The sequence below is a fragment of the Streptomyces kaniharaensis genome (assembly GCF_009569385.1).
GTDB lineage: Bacteria > Actinomycetota > Actinomycetes > Streptomycetales > Streptomycetaceae > Kitasatospora > Kitasatospora kaniharaensis.
Window position 1 is genome coordinate 2,089,498 of the sequence record NZ_WBOF01000001.1, and the last position, 15,553, is coordinate 2,105,050.

Annotated in this window: 13 protein-coding genes; 6 read left to right on the forward strand and 7 right to left on the reverse strand. The window is 74.4% G+C overall.

Features of this window, described 5'->3' with window-relative positions; genetic code table 11:
- Positions 1-2: 2 nt before the first annotated feature.
- The 3 genes from F7Q99_RS09445 to F7Q99_RS09455 form a co-directional block, all read right to left on the reverse strand.
- The gene (locus F7Q99_RS09445; protein WP_230210180.1) at positions 3-1,718 is read right to left on the reverse strand and encodes a DUF5719 family protein; all 1,716 of its coding nucleotides are present in this window, start codon (positions 1,716-1,718) and stop codon (positions 3-5) included.
- A 6-nt stretch (positions 1,719-1,724) separates the two neighbouring features.
- Positions 1,725-5,594, reverse strand: a complete 3,870-nt coding sequence (locus F7Q99_RS09450) for a glycosyltransferase family 2 protein (protein ID WP_153460859.1) — start codon at positions 5,592-5,594, stop codon at positions 1,725-1,727.
- A 256-nt stretch (positions 5,595-5,850) separates the two neighbouring features.
- On the reverse strand, positions 5,851-6,123 hold the full coding sequence (locus F7Q99_RS09455; protein ID WP_030062195.1) for a WhiB family transcriptional regulator: 273 nt from the start codon (positions 6,121-6,123) through the stop codon (positions 5,851-5,853).
- A gap of 623 nt (positions 6,124-6,746) precedes the next feature.
- Here F7Q99_RS09455 and F7Q99_RS09460 point away from each other — a divergent pair.
- From F7Q99_RS09460 to F7Q99_RS09470, 3 genes are all read left to right on the forward strand, one after another.
- The gene (locus F7Q99_RS09460) at positions 6,747-7,424 is read left to right on the forward strand and encodes a cysteine dioxygenase (RefSeq protein ID WP_326846464.1); all 678 of its coding nucleotides are present in this window, start codon (positions 6,747-6,749) and stop codon (positions 7,422-7,424) included.
- A 76-nt stretch (positions 7,425-7,500) separates the two neighbouring features.
- On the forward strand, positions 7,501-8,511 hold the full coding sequence (cofD, locus tag F7Q99_RS09465; protein WP_153460860.1) for a 2-phospho-L-lactate transferase: 1,011 nt from the start codon (positions 7,501-7,503) through the stop codon (positions 8,509-8,511).
- Positions 8,508-9,800, forward strand: coding sequence for a coenzyme F420-0:L-glutamate ligase (locus F7Q99_RS09470; RefSeq protein WP_326846465.1), 1,293 nt, complete (start codon positions 8,508-8,510; stop codon positions 9,798-9,800). Before cofD ends, F7Q99_RS09470 begins: the two co-directional genes overlap by 4 nt.
- A gap of 16 nt (positions 9,801-9,816) precedes the next feature.
- On the opposite strand, the gene F7Q99_RS09475 is transcribed toward F7Q99_RS09470, so the two are convergent.
- From F7Q99_RS09475 to F7Q99_RS09485, 3 genes are read right to left on the reverse strand one after another with little or no spacing between them, the layout of a single operon-like run.
- The gene (locus tag F7Q99_RS09475; RefSeq protein ID WP_326846466.1) at positions 9,817-10,263 is read right to left on the reverse strand and encodes a PIN domain-containing protein; all 447 of its coding nucleotides are present in this window, start codon (positions 10,261-10,263) and stop codon (positions 9,817-9,819) included.
- Positions 10,260-10,514, reverse strand: coding sequence for a type II toxin-antitoxin system Phd/YefM family antitoxin (locus tag F7Q99_RS09480; RefSeq protein WP_153460861.1), 255 nt, complete (start codon positions 10,512-10,514; stop codon positions 10,260-10,262). Before F7Q99_RS09480 ends, F7Q99_RS09475 begins: the two co-directional genes overlap by 4 nt.
- 24 nt (positions 10,515-10,538) lie before the next feature.
- Positions 10,539-11,456, reverse strand: a complete 918-nt coding sequence (locus F7Q99_RS09485; protein ID WP_326846467.1) for a DNA-3-methyladenine glycosylase family protein — start codon at positions 11,454-11,456, stop codon at positions 10,539-10,541.
- Between the two features lie 54 nt (positions 11,457-11,510).
- On the opposite strand from F7Q99_RS09485, the gene F7Q99_RS09490 reads away from it, so the two are divergent.
- Complete coding sequence (locus F7Q99_RS09490; RefSeq protein WP_153460862.1) at positions 11,511-12,002, forward strand: SgcJ/EcaC family oxidoreductase; 492 nt, start codon at positions 11,511-11,513, stop codon at positions 12,000-12,002.
- A gap of 95 nt (positions 12,003-12,097) precedes the next feature.
- Here F7Q99_RS09490 and F7Q99_RS09495 read toward each other — a convergent pair whose 3' ends face one another.
- Positions 12,098-13,255, reverse strand: coding sequence for a peptidoglycan recognition protein family protein (locus tag F7Q99_RS09495; protein ID WP_153460863.1), 1,158 nt, complete (start codon positions 13,253-13,255; stop codon positions 12,098-12,100).
- Between the two features lie 103 nt (positions 13,256-13,358).
- On the opposite strand from F7Q99_RS09495, the gene F7Q99_RS09500 reads away from it, so the two are divergent.
- Together F7Q99_RS09500 and F7Q99_RS09505 are read left to right on the forward strand one after the other, a co-directional pair.
- Positions 13,359-14,150: a TIGR03089 family protein gene (locus F7Q99_RS09500; RefSeq protein ID WP_153460864.1), complete on the forward strand. Its 792-nt coding sequence runs from the start codon at positions 13,359-13,361 to the stop codon at positions 14,148-14,150.
- Between the two features lie 36 nt (positions 14,151-14,186).
- The gene (locus F7Q99_RS09505; RefSeq protein ID WP_153460865.1) at positions 14,187-15,437 is read left to right on the forward strand and encodes an LCP family protein; all 1,251 of its coding nucleotides are present in this window, start codon (positions 14,187-14,189) and stop codon (positions 15,435-15,437) included.
- The last annotated feature ends 116 nt before the right edge of the window (positions 15,438-15,553 follow it).

Sequence of the window (15,553 nt, forward strand, 5' to 3'; positions counted from 1 at the left end):
GGTCAGCGCTGGACGACGCCCGGGTCCTGGGCGGCCCGCGGCACCTTGACGCTGCTGTGGTCGTCGCGCAGCGCCTGGACGGTGAACATCGGCACGTCCTTGGTGGTGACGGCGAGCATCCGGGCGGCCACCACCGGGCCGCCGGAGACGGTCTCCACGGTGAGCGCGAAGCTGCCGTTCAGCCCGCCGGGCTCGGGCGCCGGGAGGGCGACCGTGGCGCCGGCCGGCACCTGGACCTCCTTGGTCACCGGCGTGCCGCCGCCGGTGCCCGCCGAGGCGGTGACCTTGACACTCGCGGCGTCGCCGGTGGAGGTCAGGAACAGGGTGGACGCGCCGGCCCGGTTGTCGGCCACGGTGGCGCGGGTGCCGACCGGCGCGCTGCCGGTGAGCCAGGCCGCGTCGCTCTTGCCGTTCGACCCGGCCCGGTCGACCCGCAGGCCGGCGACGACCGGGGTGGCGTGCTTGTCGTCGCTGGGTGACAGCCGCAGCCCCGCGACCTCGTCGCGGGTGATCTTGCCGAGGTCGACGGCGGCCACCAGGCCCGCCTTGACGTGGATGGACTCGTTGCCGGCCGGGGTGAACCAGCCGTTCTTGCCGGCGAGCTGGATCTTCAGGTCGGCGTCGTCCTCCGGCGGCGCCCACACCACCAGCCGGGCGGCCGAGGTGTCGGCGGGCAGACCGGGCAGCACCTGGGTGGGGGCGGGCTCGACGGAGGCCGGGACCCAGTCGGCTCCCTTGTTGCCGTCGGCGGCGTGCAGGGCGGCGCCGAGCCGTCCGCTGCGGGCGACGACGTGCACGGCGAGGTCGGTGACGGCGCCCTTGGTGAGGGTCGACAACAGGACGGACTGGGAGCTGCCGGGCGCGACGGTGATGCCGTTGGCGGCGTCGTTCTCGATCAGGCCCTTGTCGCCGTACAGCTTGATGTCGACCACGGCGGCGGAGGACTCGGTGTTCACCAGGCTGAGGTAGTCGACCCGGTCGCCGGCGGTGCTGGCACCGGCGAACCAGAAGCTGGTGCCGGCCGGGGTGCAGGTGAGGCCGGACATGCCGAGGCCGCGCTGCTCGGTGACGACGGTGGTCTGGGTGACGGTGAAGCCGGGGGCGAGCGCGCCGTTGGCAACGGCGCCGGTGCCGGGCGCGGTATCGCCGTTGGCGGCGGGGGCGGTCACCGGGGTGCCGGGCTTGGCCACGGTCAGCCGGGCGTCGGCGGGCGCAGCGCCCTTGTCCGTGCCCTTGCCGGGGGCGGCCGAGCCGGTAGGCGCCGGGGTGGCGGACGCGGTCGGGGCCGGGGTGGCCGAAGGAGCCGTGGTCGGGGGCGTCGCGGGCGCGGCGGCGTCGGAGAGCCAGCCGGCACCGCCGGTGGGAGTGCCGGCACCGGGCGGGGTGTAGGCGGTGAGGCTGGTCGAGCCGGTCAGGCCCTGGAGCGGCTGCGGGCAGACCGCCGCCGTCCGCTCGACCTGCGCGACGGTCGCCGCGGCGCCCTGCTCGCCGGTGGCCGGGGCGGCCGGCGGGCGGACCTCGGCGATCCCGAACACCACCGCGAGCACGGCGACGGCGGCCAGCAGGGACTTCGTGGGCCGGCTGCCGCCGGAGCGCGCGGCGGGCCCTGCCGCTGCGAGCGGTTCGGCCGGGGCGTACCCGGTCTCCTCGGCCTCGTAGGCCTCGGTCGGCTCGAAGGCCTCGGGCGCGGACTTCTTCCTGAAAGCGGGCTTCTTCATCGCGGGTCAGCTCCCCGATCCGTGGTGGTGCGGGTACCGGCCCGTCCCGTTGGGGTCGTTGGGGTCGTAGTAGGGCTCGGCCTGCGGCTGCCCCGGCGCCCACGGCTGCTGGTGCTCCGTCTGCTGGTAGGCGCCGTAGCCGTACTGCGGGTCCTGCGGGTACTGCTGGTCGTAGTCCTGCTGGGGGTACGCCTGTTGGTAGCCGTCGTAACCCTGGCCGCCGTAGGGCTCGGTCGTCGGCGCCTGCTGCGGGTACCCGCCCCCAGCCTGGCGGCCGGGAGGTGCCCCCAGGCCGAAGCCCGAGGAAGCGTCGTAGCTGTACGGGTCGGCCTGCTGATACGTCTGGTATGGGTCGGCGTACGGCTCGGCCTCCTGGACGGCGGCCGCCGCCTCGACGGCCCCGGTCGCCGGCTCGCCGGCCGGCTGCGGCGGGATCGCGCCCGGCCGCCCCTCGTACACTCCGGCCTCCTCGGCGCCCGGCTCTCCGCCCTCGCCGCGCTCGGCCATCCGGCGCGCCCGGCGGCTGCCGGGGGCGGGGGCCTGGGCCGCGGCGACCTGCGCGGCGGCCACCACCTCCTCGGGCAGGTCGTCGTCCTTGTGGCTGCGGCGGCCGGGCAGGGCGAGCACCAGGATGGTGAGGCCGAGCAGCGCCTGCGCCCAGATCCAGCCGGTGTGCACCAGGCTGCCCTCGCGGGTGACGGCCAGCTTGCCGCCGCTCGACGGGAGCTTGAAGCCCTGCGCCCAGCCGTCCACGGTGGTCGGCTCCAGCGCGGTGCCGTCCAGGGTGGCCTTCCACTGGGGGGCGGCGGGCTCGGCGAGCCGCAGCACCCGGCCGTCGGCACCGGCCGGGACGGTCGTGTCGAGGTCGCGGACGCCGGACGGGACGACCACCGGGGTGGCGCCCGGGGCGGTGATCACCGCGCGGACCGCGGGGGTGCCGTTGACCTGCCACAGCGCGGCCGCACCGTCCTGGTTGGCCTTGACCAGGCCGGGGGTGGTGTCCAGGACGTCCTTGAACGTGGCGATCACCGGCTGCTCGACCACCACGTAGGCGATGCCGTAACCGGACAGCGCACCGGCCTGGTCCGCGCCCGAACCGGCCAGCAGGCTGCCGACCACCTTGTTCAGGCCGTCCTCGGTGCCGGTCGCCGGGTCGACGGTGGACTCGGCCTGGCCGAGCGTCAGACCGGCGCCGCGGACGACGGTGTAGCGGACCGCGCCGCCGCTCGCCTGACCGGTGACGACCAGGGTGCGGGCGCGGTCGGTCGTCCCGGCCTCCTCGGCAATGAACGCGGGCACCTGGCCCATCTGGCCACGGTGCAGCGGCCCGTCCGCGCCGGTGACGGCCCACCAGAGGCCGGTGCCCAGCGGGGCGAGCACCGCGGCGGCCACCACCAGGGCGGCGACCGGCTGGCGCCAGCCGAAGGCGATGCCGGCCACGCGGGCGTTGGCGCCGTCGGCGCCGATCGCGGCGGCGGCCAGCAGGGCGATCCCGCCGATCAGGGAGGCCGGGCCGGCCCAGGCGGGCACGGTCGGGCCGCCCGAGGCGGGGGTGACGGAGGTGCCGGCGACGACGACGGCGAAGACCATGCCCGCGCCGGCCGCGCCCCAGGCGGCGAGCACCGCGCGGCGACGGTCGGCGCGCAGCAGCGCGGCGAGCGCGGCGAGCACCACACCGGCCGACAGCCAGACCGGCGGCACCCCGGCGCCGCCCGGGTTGACCAGGACGAGGCCGAGCGCACTCGCGCCGCCGCCGTTCAGGCCCGGCAGACCGGCCTCCAGCAGCAGCGACTGCGGGTGCGACAACACCTTCAGCGACCACGGCGCGAGCACCGCGACCGGCACCGCGAGGACCACCAGGACGCGCAGGCCGAGCCCTCGCAGCGCCGCGCCGCCGGAGCCGAAGGCCCCGCCGCGGACGACCGCGACGACCAGCGTCGCCAGGCAGAGCGGCACGGCGAGCGCCCAGGTCAGCGGGACGAAGGCGGTGGCCAGGGCGAGCAGCAGGACGGTCATCCAGACCGGCCGCCAGCCGGGCCGGGCGCCCTTGGCGGCGCTCTCGTCGCGGATGCCGAGGCCTGCGGTGATCGCGGCGGCACGGGCCAGCGGTGGCAGCAGGACGGCGAGTACGGCCGTGCCGATCCGGCCTTGGGCGAGCGCGCCGGTCGCGGCGGGCAGCAGCGCGTAGGTGGCGCTGGCCCAGGCACGGACCAGCTTGGAGTCCAGCAGCGGCCGGGAGACCAGGTAGGCGCTGACCGCGGAGAGCGGCACCGTCAGGACGAGCAGCAGGGTGATCGCCAGGTCGGCGTGGTCGAACAACATCCAGGACAGGACGGCGAGCACGCCGAGGTAGGGCGGTCCGGCGGCGGTCGAGCCGGTGCCGACCGGGTGCCAGGCGTCGGCGTACATCGACCAGAGGCCGCGGGCGCCGTCGGCGGCCGGCAGCAGGGCGCCGCCGAACAGCTCGCCGCTGCCGAGCAGGCTGCGGCAGGCGACCAGCGCGAACACCAGCAGGGCCGCGAACAGGACGGGCGCCGGGCGCCGGGCCAGCTTCTTGACCAGCGCGAACTGCTCGACGACCAGGTCCTCGGAGTCCTCGTCGCCGCCGGCCTCGGCCGAACCGTGCCGGCCGCCGGAGTCGTCCCCGCCGCCTATGCCCAGCGAGCTGACGACGCCCTCGACGGCGAGCCGGGTGGTGGCGCCGGGCGCCGGGAAGAGCGAGCGGTCGTCCAGGGCGTCGGCGGCCCGGGTGCGGGCGCGTCGTTTGCGCGCGAGCAGCAGCCGGGGGAAGCGGACGAGTTCGTGGCCGAGGCCGGCGAGTTCGTCGAAGGCCTGCCGCGGGTCCTTGCCCAGCAGGTTGATGAGGGCACGCAGCAGGGTGCCGAGCACCAGGCGCAGCAGGACGTACGGGAAGAGCGCGCCCTTGCAGTTGGCGAGCAGGGTGTAGACGGCGCCGGCCTTGTCCACCCGGTGCGGGTGGGAGGAGCCGCAGTCGATGGCGCGGCGCTCGCGGCTGGCCGCCTCGGCGTGCCGCAGCACGGCGTCGGGGGCGATCACCACGCGGTGGCCGGCGGCGTTGACCCGCCAGCAGAAGTCGGCGTCGTCGCGCATCAGCGGCAGCGCCTTGTCGAAGCCGCCGAGCTCCTCGAAGACGTCCCGGCGCACCAGCATGCCCGCGGACGAGACCGCGAGGACCGGGCGGACCTGGTCGTGCTGGCCCTGGTCCTGCTCCCGTCGGTCCAGCCCGGTCCAGCGGCGGCCGGAGCGCGCGATGGTGACGCCGACCTCCAGCAGCTGTCGGCGGTCGTACCAGCTGCGCAGCTTGGGGCCGACGACGGCGGCGCTGGGGGTGGAGTCGGCGACCTGGAGCAGCCGGCGCAGTGCGTCGGTCTGCGGCTCGCAGTCGTCGTGCAGCAGCCACAGCCACTCGACCGGCTGGGTCTCGCGCGGGCCGCCGCGGACGAGGTCGTCCTCCTGGGCGAGCGGGTCGCCGAAGTCGTCCCAGCCGCCGGTGACCGGGTCGTAGCCGGAGGGGTCGAGCCGGTAGGGCAGGTCCTCGGCACGCAGCGGCGGGCTGTTGAGGACGGCCTCGGCGACGGCGGTGCCGAAGCCCGCCCGGCGGCCGAGGATCAGCGGGCCGCTGTCGGGCAGCCAGTCGGCGAGGGTGTCGGCGAGCAGCTGGGGGGAGTCGTCGGTGGATCCGGTGTCGACGGCGAGCACCCGCTGGACCTGGCGGTCCTGACCGAGCAGGCCGGCCATGGCCTGCGGCAGCCAGCGGGCGCCGTCGTGCGAGACGATCACGGCGGTGACCAGATGGCGCGGATAGGCGGGCGGCCTGGCAGCGGTGAAGCCGCTCTGGTGGCTGTAGACGGTCATCGAGTGCGCGGGCCCCAGTTCTCGGTGGACACAGCCGGTGAACGGCAACCGGATGGCGCACCACACTAACGGCTCCGGGTGGCGCCTTCGTCCGCGGAGTCCGCGCGGGGCCGGTGAGCGCGTGCAGAACCGGTGAAGAGGGGCCGGGAGCGCGAAAGCGCCCCACCACCGCGGTGAGGCGCCCGTACAGCTGTGTGGTTGTCCGTCCGTGGTCGTCCGTCGCTGCCGGAGGGTCAGCGGGGATCGGGGGCCACTGTCAGACCGCGCTCTTCTTGAGCCGACGGCGCTCGCGTTCGGAGAGGCCGCCCCAGATCCCGAAGCGCTCGTCGTTGGCGAGGGCGTATTCCAGGCACTCTGAGCGGACCTCGCAGGCGAGGCAGACCTTCTTGGCCTCGCGGGTGGAGCCGCCCTTCTCGGGGAAGAAGGACTCGGGGTCGGTCTGGGCGCACAACGCGCGCTCCTGCCAGCCGAGTTCCTCCTCGTCCTCCGCGATGCCGTCACCGATCAACAGCTCAAAGAGCTCGCTCATGTGGCGCGCCTCCTCTGCCCCGTACTTGGCGTCCCCGTGGGTGTCGTCGCCTCGTGCAGCCGACGACACGAGTGAAATTACAGTTGCGTCACTCTGGCTCAGTCAAGCCGAGCTCTGGTATTGGGGCCAGGATTCACTCCTCGGCACCAAGCCGTTACGAATAGTGTACATATCCGGACACATCGGACTTTTCGCCCGGATGCATCGGACAGCGTCGAACCATCCGCAACCATCGGCCGTGTGACGCTCGATCACTGTCACAGGCCGGTCATCGCCGTCCCTTCCCGGCGATCTTCTCATCGAAACATAGAGCGTGATTAATCACCCCATCCGGTACTTCTGGATCTAACCCACCCGAATGCCGCATCTCCTGGTTTGACACCGCCCCCACCGATGCGTTCTCCTTTCACCCATGTCAGAGTTCGCCAGCCCCCGGAGCGGTTCCGCGCTCCGCCGTGCCGCGAACTCCTGTTGTCGCCTCTGTTCCTGCTGTATCTAGGCGCCCGCGTCCCACCGCGCGCCGCCCCAAGGAAGCACAGAGGCCGCCCGCGAGTCCCGCCCCAGGACATCCCGGATCCGGCTGATCCCCTGACGAACCAGCCTCCACTCCGAGGACGACTCCCGTGCGCATGACCCGCATCCGCAAGCGGAACCGCGACCGCAACAAGCTCGCCCGCCGTGCAGGTACCTCCCAGCCGCAAGGCCTGGGGAGCCTCACAACCGCCACCGCCCGCACCGGCGGCTGGGCCGACGGCCTCAGCGACGTCTCCATCGCCGGCGACCCGCTCGCCTTCCCGCACCTCGCCCGCACCGACCTGCCCGGCCACCCCACCACCGTCGCCGACTACGCCCGGCTGGTCCGCGAGATCGCCGCCGACCGCGCCCGCTGGGAGCCGCTCGTCCGCTACGACGCGCTGACCCGCTGGTACGCCCGGCTGGAGACCGGCCCCGGCTACGAGGTCTGGCTGCTCAGCTGGCTGCCCGGCCAGAGCAGCGGCTTCCACGACCACGGCGCCTCCTCCGGCGTGATGACCGTCGTCCAGGGTGAACTCATCGAGCGCTCCCTCACCGGCGCGGGCGAGTCCTCCCGAATCCTGCGCTCGGGGGGCACGGGGGTCCCCCAGGCCGGAGGCTGGGGGAGGGTCTTCTCCCCCGGCTACCTGCACGAGATGGTCAACGGCACGCTGGAGCCCGCCGTCTCCATCCACCTCTACAGCCCGGGCCTCACCGAGATGAACCAGTACGGCGGCGCCGTCGCCGTCCCCGAGCAGCACCCGCACGACCGCGCCCGGACGCACTGAGCGCACACCCGTCATCCGGCCGTCACGCGGTTGACGGCCGGGCTGACGGGCAGTCGGACCGTGGCAGGATGGGCGTATGCGCATCGTGGCACTGGCAGGCGGAATCGGCGGAGCGCGCTTCCTGCGCGGACTCCTCGCGGCGGTCGGCCCGCAGGACGAGATCACCGTCATCGGCAACACCGGCGACGACATCCACCTCTACGGCCTGAAGGTCTGCCCCGACCTCGACACCGTGATGTACACCCTCGGCGGCGGCATCCACGAGGAACAGGGCTGGGGCCGGGCCGACGAGACCTGGTCGATCAAGGCCGAGATGAAGGAGTACGGCATCGGCCCCGAGTGGTTCGGGCTGGGCGACCGCGACTTCGCCACCCACCTCGTCCGCAGCCAGATGCTCACCGCCGGGTACACCCTCAGCCAGGTCACCGAGGCACTGTGCGTGCGCTGGAAGCCCGGCGTGCGGCTGCTGCCGATGAGTGACGACCGGGTCGAGACCCACGTGCGGATCACCGACGAACAGGGCAGCCGGGCGATCCACTTCCAGGAGTACTGGGTCAAGCTGCACGCCGCCGTCGACGCCGAGGCGATCATCCCGATCGGCGCCGACACCGCCAAGCCCGCGCCCGGCGTGCTGGAGGCCCTCGCCGGGGCCGACGTCATCCTCTTCCCGCCGTCCAACCCGGTCGTCTCGATCGGCACCATCCTCGCCGTGCCCGGCATCCGGGAGGCCGTCGCCGCCGCCCCCGCGCCGGTCGTCGGGCTCTCCCCGATCATCGGCGGGGCGCCGGTGCGGGGCATGGCCGACAAGGTGCTCGCCGCCGTCGGCGTCGAGGCCACCGCCGAGGCGGTCGCGCTCCACTACGGAAACAGGACAGCGCTGCGAAGCAGCTCGGGCAACGGTGGTGGTGGGCGACAGGAGGGCTTGCTGGACGGGTGGCTGGTCGACACGGCGGACGAGGGCGCCGTCGCCGCCGTCGAGGCCGCCGGGATCGCCTGCCGGGCCGTCCCACTGCTGATGACCGACGTCGAGGCCACCGCCGAGATGGCGCGGGCCGCGCTCTCCCTGGCGGAGCAGGTACGGAAGTGACGCTGCACATCCTGCCGGTGGAGGGGCTGCCGGAGATCGACGCCGGGGACGACCTCGCCGCGCTGCTCGCCAAGGCGGGCAGCTACGAGGACGGCGACATCCTGCTCGTCACCTCGAAGATCGTCAGCAAGGCCGAGGGCCGGCTGCTGCACGCCGCCGACCGCGAGGCCGCGATCGACGCCGAGACCGTCCGGGTCGTCGCCCGGCGCGGCCCCGCCCGGATCGTCGAGAACCGAAACGGCTTCGTCATGGCCGCCGCCGGCGTCGACGCCTCCAACACCGCCCCCGGCACCGTCCTGCTGCTGCCCGAGGACCCCGACGCCTCCGCCCGCGCCCTGCGCGCCCGGCTCCAGCGGCTCACCGGGCGGCGGCTCGCCGTCGTCGTCACCGACACCTTCGGCCGGCCGTGGCGCAACGGGCTCACCGACGTCGCCATCGGCGCGGCCGGGCTCCCCGCCCTGGCGGACCACCGGGGCCGCACCGACAGCCACGGCAACGGACTCGCCCTCACCGTCACCGCCACCGCCGACGAACTCGCCGCCGCCGCCGACTTGGTGAAGGGCAAGACCACCGGAGTGCCGGTCGCCGTCGTGCGCGGCCTCGGCCACCTCGTCACCACCGAGGACGGCGAGGGCACCCGGCCGCTGGTCCGCCCCGCCGCCGACGACATGTTCCGGCTCGGCACCTCGGAGGCCCTCCGGCAGGCCGTCACCCTGCGGCGCACCGTCCGCTCCTTCACGGCCGAACCCGTCGACCCCGGCGCCGTCCGCCGCGCCGTCGCCGCCGCCGTCACCGCGCCCGCCCCGCACCACACCACGCCCTGGCGGTTCGTCCTGCTCGAATCCGCCGACACGCGTATCCGGCTGCTCGACGCGATGCTCGCCGCCTGGCAGCGCGACCTGCGCGAACTCGACGGCTGGGACGAGCAGCGGATCGCCCGCCGCACCGCCCGCGGCAACGTCCTGCGGGACGCCCCCTACCTGGTCGTGCCCTGCCTGGTGATGGACGGGTCGCACCAGTACCCCGACCCCCGGCGCGCCACCGCCGAACGGGAGATGTTCACTGTCGCCGCCGGCGCCGCCGTGCAGAACCTGCTGGTCGCCCTCACCGGCGAGGGCTACGGCTCGGCGTGGGTGTCGTCCACCATGTTCTGCCGCGACACCGTCCGCGCCGCGCTGGACCTCCCGGAGACCTGGGACCCGATGGGCGCCATCGCCGTCGGCCGCCCCGCCGAACCGCCGCGGGAGCGCCCGGAACGCGACGCGGACGCCTTCATCGAGGTGCGGTAGGGATCAGCGGTAGGGATCAGCCGTCGAGGTCGTCCGGCAGGAGCCGGAAAGCCCCGTGGTTGGTCAGCGGCCTGATCGCACGGAAGTGGCGCCGGTCGACGGTCAGCACGGCGTCGGTCCTGAACTCCGCGGCCAGCGCGACGTTGATGGCGTCCGTCAGACCGATGTTCAGGTCCGGGTACTGACGCATGACCGCCCGCGCGGTGGCGAGGTGCGCACCCACCTCGGGCACCTCGAAACGGCCGATCGCACACCGGTCGATGATGTCGTCCAGGATGCGCATCGCCATCGTGGCTCCGAGCGACTGGCGCGCCAGGTAGTCGAGTTCGGCCAGCACCAGGGGTGAGATGACCAGATGGCCGACCGTGCGCAGGGCCTTCAGGCAGGCGTCATGGTCGGGTTCCTCACCGGCGTACGCGGCGAGCAGCGCGCCGGTGTCACCGACCACCGCGACAGCGGTCACCTGCCGAACCCTTCCATGTGCCGGTCGAGGTCGGCCAGAATGCGCCCGCCACCGCCGGGGATGACCGGCATGTCGTCGAGCTCGTCCCCCATCGGATCGGTCCGGAAGGGGTAGACGGGCTCGGCCAGGCTCGGCGGCAGGATGGTGGCCACGTGCCGGCCGTCCTTGGTGACGGTGACCGTCTCGCCCCGCTCGACGGCTCCTATCACCTTGGCCGTCTGCTGGTTCAGCTCCCGCATGGTGGCTTCCATGCACTCAATGTACTACGGCGTAGTTCACCGCGCTCGGTGGTCGTTGGGGGTCATGCGGGGGCCGTAGCGGGGGGCGCGGGCGCCGGTGGCCATGAGGAGGCGGCAGACGCGGTGGCGGTGGGGGCGGTAGGGCTCCAGGAGGGCGAGCATCTGGGTGTCGTCGCTGCGGGGGCGGCCGGCCAGGGCCCAGCCGACCAGGTTCGGCAGGTGGAAGTCGCCGACCGAGACCGCGTCCGGGTCGCCGTTGCTGCGCTGCAGGGTCTCGGCGGCCGTCCAGATCCCGATGCCCGGCACGGCCGTCAGGCGGTCGAAGGCCTCGGTGTGGCCCATCGCGGAGGCCTCCTCCAGGCGGGGGGCGAGCCGGACCGCACGCATGATCGTCGCCGAGCGCTTCGGGTCGACACCCGCCCGGTGCCACTCCCAGCTCGGCACCAGCGCCCACTCGCGGGCCGACGGCGCCACCCACATGCCCGGCGCCGGGCCCGGCGCCGGGGTGCCGAAGTCCCGCAGCAGGGTGCGCCAGGCGCGGTACGCCTCGTCCGTGGTCACCTTCTGCTCCAGGATCGCCGGGACGAGCGACTCCATGACCAGGCCGGTCCGGGTGAGGCGGACCCCGGCGGTACGGCGCTGGGCGTCCCGCAGCGGGCCCGGCGGCAGCACGAGGCCTTCCGGGTCGTCCGCCGAGCCCAGCAGCACGGGCAGCCGGTCCAGCAGCCAGTCGGCGCCCGGGCCCCAGGCGCGCGCCTCCACGTCGCCGGCCCCCGGGTGGGACAGCACCCGCAGCGTGCCGACCCCCGACGGTGTCCGGGACGCCCGCCAGATCGCGCCGTCGCCCGTCGTCCGGTACGACGGATCCGCCGGACCGCGGCGCAGTGGCAGCAGGGTGTGGGCCGCGTCGAGCGGAAAGCCCGGCCGCCAGCGCCGCACCGCCTCGCCCGTCACCGCCCCGCGCCTCCTCCGCTGTCCGCCGCCACCGCCTTCGCCGACCATGGGGATATGAACGATACGCGGCTGCCGGAGCTGCCCTCCGGGGACGAGAGCGCGGTGCGGACGCTCCACCAGCGGGTGCTGGAGGGCTGGAACCGGCGCGACGGCTCGGCGTTCGCCGGGCCCTTCGCCGAGGACGGCGAGGTGATCGGCTTCGACGGGACGCGCTACCGCGGGCGTTCGGTGATCGCCGCCGAACTCGGGCGGATCTTCGCCGACCACGCGACGCCGGAGTACGTGGCCAAGGTCCGGCGGGTGCGGGGGCTCGGGGCGGGGGTCGCGCAGCTGGACGCCGTCGCGGGGCTGGTGCCGGCGGGTGCGGGCGGCCTGAACCCGGCGCTCAACTCGGTGCAGACGGTGATCGCGGTGAACGCCGGGGCCGGGTGGCGGATCGCGCTGATGCAGACGACTCCGGCGAGGTACGACCTCCGGCCGGATCTGGCGGCGGCGCTCACCGCTGAACTGCGGGAGCTGGTGGGGCCGGCGCGTCGCACGATGTGAGGCCGACTCCTGTTCTTCTGCCAGCAGTTACCAAGGTCGTGTCAACACCGTGACAGGGACGGGTGGTTGGCGCCGCCCGCGGTCGGCAACGGACGTCACGACGACTGCAGGCGTGCCGCCACCGCGCGCAGGGCCGGGAGTTGGGCGTAGAGGGCGGTGCCGGGGCATTCGGTGTTGAAGGCGTCGCGGTGGCCGGAGATGGCGTCGAAGTCGACGACGGTGCCCTTGGGGAAGCGGCTGCCGTCGGAGGTGGAGACGAGCTGGGTGCGGCCGTCGGCGGGGCGGGCGGCGAGGCCGAGCTTCCAGGCGGAGACGACGGCGAGGCCGTCGAGGAGGGGCTGGGGCGGGGCGTCGCCGCCATAGGTGCCGATCGCGGCGACGCCGGCGGAGTCGGTGTTGAAGCCGAGGGTGTGGGCGCCGTGGACGGGCTGGTCGACGCCGCCCGCGCGACCCTCGTAGACGGTGCCGCAGCGGTCCACCAGGAAGTTGTAGCCGATGTCCCGCCAGCCGTTGCTCTGGACGTGGTACTGGTACATCGCCCGGATGACCCGCGGCGCGTCGGCGCAGGCGTAGTCGGTGGCGGTGGCGGTGTGGTGGACGAAGACCGCGCGGACCGGGCCGGTGTACTCGAAGGACTGCTCGCGCAGGGATTCGTCGGCGCCCCAGCCGGCCCGGGTGACGATGCCGGGGCGAGGAGCCTGGCGGCCGCCGTCGGGGCTGGCGGGGGTGGCGGGCAGCGTCCGGGCACTGGAGGGGGCGGCGCCCGCGCCGGGGTCGACGAGTTCGAGGCGCAGGCCGCGCGGCTGCCCGGCCGGGCCGGGACGCACCTCGACCGCGACGCCGTCGCTGCGGCCGGTCCACAGTGGGGCGGTGGCGCCGTGCGCGGCGCCGGTGCGGCCGTCGGGCCCGTCCTCGGTGTCCGTCTCCAGCACGTGCCAGTCGCCCCAGCGGCCGGTGGCCGCGTCGCGGGTGCGGACCCGGACGGTGCCGCCCGTGAGCGCGTCCGGAGGGCCGTCCCAGCCGACGCCGAGGAGTTCGAACGGCCGGGTGGTGCGCGGGGCGAGGCCGCGACCCCCGCGCAGCGGCAGCGAGGTGACCGAGCCGCCGCCGGCGGAGGTGCGGCGCTGCGCGGTCGGGCCGGCCGGGTCGGTCGGCGAGGCCGGTAAGGCGGTGGCGGCGGGCTGGAGGAGCAGGGCGGCGGTGCAGCCGGCGAGGATCGCGGCCGGGAGTGAAACCGGGAGTGAAAGGCGCATAAACCGGATGGTGACCGCAAACACCGGCGTTCGCCACGCCGCCCGGGCCGGGTCCGCCGCCCCTCCCGGTGCCCCGTCCGAAGGCCGTAGGCTGGGGCGCACCATGACTGCGCCTTTCGCTGCCGATGCCCGCACCCCCGTCGAGCTGCTGCACGCATACCTGCGAGGTGGCACCCCTTCGGTCGATCCCGCGGCCCCGTTGGTCACCTTCTACGACGACGCCACCGGCGAACGGGTGGAACTGTCCGCCCGGACCTTCGACAACTGGGTGGCCAAGACCGCCAACCTCCTCCAGGACGAGCTGAACGCCGGCCCGGACGACCGCGCCGCCCTCCTCCTGCCCGCCCACTGGCAGAGCGCCGTCTGGCTGCTCGCCTGCTGGTCGGTCGGGGTGACGGCGGTGCCGGGCGGCGACCCGGCCGCCGCCGACCTGGTGGTCAGCGGCCCGGACGGCCTGGACGCCGCCCAGGCCTGCGAGGGCGAGCGGGTGGCGCTCGCCCTGCGCCCGCTCGGCGGCAGGTTCCCGCACCGCCCGGACGGCTTCCTCGACTACGCCGCCGAGGTGCCCGGCCAGGGCGACCGCTTCGCGCCGTACTCCCCGGTCACCCCGGACGCGCCCGCGCTGGAGACCTTCGTGGACGGGCTGCCGCTGAAGCTGACGGGCGAGCAGACCGTCGCGCTGGCCCGGGAGGGGGCGGCCCGGCTCGGGCTGAACCCCGGCGACCGGGTGATGTCCACCCTGTCGTACGACGACTGGGCGGGCCTGGAGGCCGGTCTGCTGGCTCCGCTGGCGGCCGGGGCCTCCGTGGTGCTGTGCCGCCACTCGGACGGCCTCGACCCCGAGCAGTGGGAGAAGCGGGCCGAATCCGAACGGGTGACACTGCGCCTCGGGTAACCCCCGGATCCGACTCGGCGGGTAGGGATCCCTGCCATGGCCGAGGACGACGCTGTGGACCGCCCGACGGGCACTCCCCCGACCGGCACTCCCCCGACTGCACCGAGACGCCCCCGCAGGCGCCGGCGGTGGCTGATGATCACCGCCGGCGTCGTCGCGTTCCTGCTCGTCGCGGCCGGAGCCCTGCTCTGGATCGCCTACCGCAAGCTCGACGGCAACATCCGCACCGACACCACCACCGACCGGCTGCTCGCCCGGCTGGAGGCCGAGCGGCCCAGCCGGACCGCCGGGGCCAAGGGCGCCGAGAACATCCTGCTGATCGGCAGCGACGACCGCTCCGGCGCGAACGCCACGTACGGCGGCGAGGCCGGCAACCAGCGCTCGGACACCACGATCCTGCTGCACCTCGCGGCGGACCGGAAGCACGCGACGGCGGTCTCCGTCCCGCGCGACGTCATGGTCACCGTCCCCGCCTGCGAGAAGCCGGACGGCACCCGGAGCAAGTCCGGGCTGATGCAGTTCAACTGGGCGTTCGAGATCGGCGGGCCGGCCTGCTCGATCCGGACCGTCGAGCAGCTGAGCGGCATCCGGATCGACCACTACGTGATCCTCGACTTCAGCGGTTTCAAGACCGTGGTCGACGCGATCGGCGGCGTCGAGGTGTGCGTCCCGCAGCCGATCCACGACAAGGACGCCAGGCTCGACCTGCCGGCCGGGCGGCAGACCCTCCACGGCGAGCAGGCGCTCGGCTACGTCCGCGCCCGGGAGAGCCTGGGCGACGGCAGCGACACCCAGCGGATGGGACGTCAGCAGCAGTTCCTGGCCGCCCTGATCCGCAAGGTGCAGTCGCAGGGCGTGCTGCTGAACCCGACCAAGCTGTGGCCGGTGCTGGACGCGGCGACCTCCTCCATCCGGGCGGACAGCGGCCTGTCCTCGCTCGGCGCGCTCTACGACCTCACCCAGGACCTGCGCGGCATCCCCTCGTCGGACGTGGTGTTCCTGACCGCGCCGCGCCGCGCCTACCGGTACGACTCGGACCGGGACGAGTTCGTGCAGCCGCAGACCACCCAGCTGTTCACCGCGCTGCGCGACGACCAGCGGATCGCCGTCCGCCCGCCCGGCTCGACGCCGTCGCCGACGGCCGGCGCGAGCCCGAGCGCGGGCCTGAGTCAGGGTCCGCCGACCGGGGCGGACGTAGCCGCGGGGGCGTCGGCCTCACCGACGGCCGGGGCCTCGCCCGCCTTCGAGGGGCGCACCGCCGACGTGGACGCCTGCGCGCAGCACTGACCGGCGGGCTTCGCCGCAGGTCGGCGCGGGTTCCCCGGAGAAACACGATCGAATCTCGCTTTACCGTTCGATTAACACACCATGGCAGACATCACACCCGGAACAATTCCCGCCTT

Coding starts and splice junctions, on each gene's coding strand:
- F7Q99_RS09455 (WP_030062195.1), bottom strand. CDS start 6,123: ATGAGCGAGCTCTTTGAGCTGTTGATCGGTGACGGCATCGCGGAGGAC.
- F7Q99_RS09500 (WP_153460864.1), top strand. CDS start 13,359: ATGACTGCGCCTTTCGCTGCCGATGCCCGCACCCCCGTCGAGCTGCTG.
- F7Q99_RS09445 (WP_230210180.1), bottom strand. CDS start 1,718: ATGAAGAAGCCCGCTTTCAGGAAGAAGTCCGCGCCCGAGGCCTTCGAG.
- F7Q99_RS09495 (WP_153460863.1), bottom strand. CDS start 13,255: ATGCGCCTTTCACTCCCGGTTTCACTCCCGGCCGCGATCCTCGCCGGC.
- F7Q99_RS09505 (WP_153460865.1), top strand. CDS start 14,187: ATGGCCGAGGACGACGCTGTGGACCGCCCGACGGGCACTCCCCCGACC.
- F7Q99_RS09450 (WP_153460859.1), bottom strand. CDS start 5,594: ATGACCGTCTACAGCCACCAGAGCGGCTTCACCGCTGCCAGGCCGCCC.
- cofD (WP_153460860.1), top strand. CDS start 7,501: ATGCGCATCGTGGCACTGGCAGGCGGAATCGGCGGAGCGCGCTTCCTG.
- F7Q99_RS09480 (WP_153460861.1), bottom strand. CDS start 10,514: ATGGAAGCCACCATGCGGGAGCTGAACCAGCAGACGGCCAAGGTGATA.
- F7Q99_RS09490 (WP_153460862.1), top strand. CDS start 11,511: ATGAACGATACGCGGCTGCCGGAGCTGCCCTCCGGGGACGAGAGCGCG.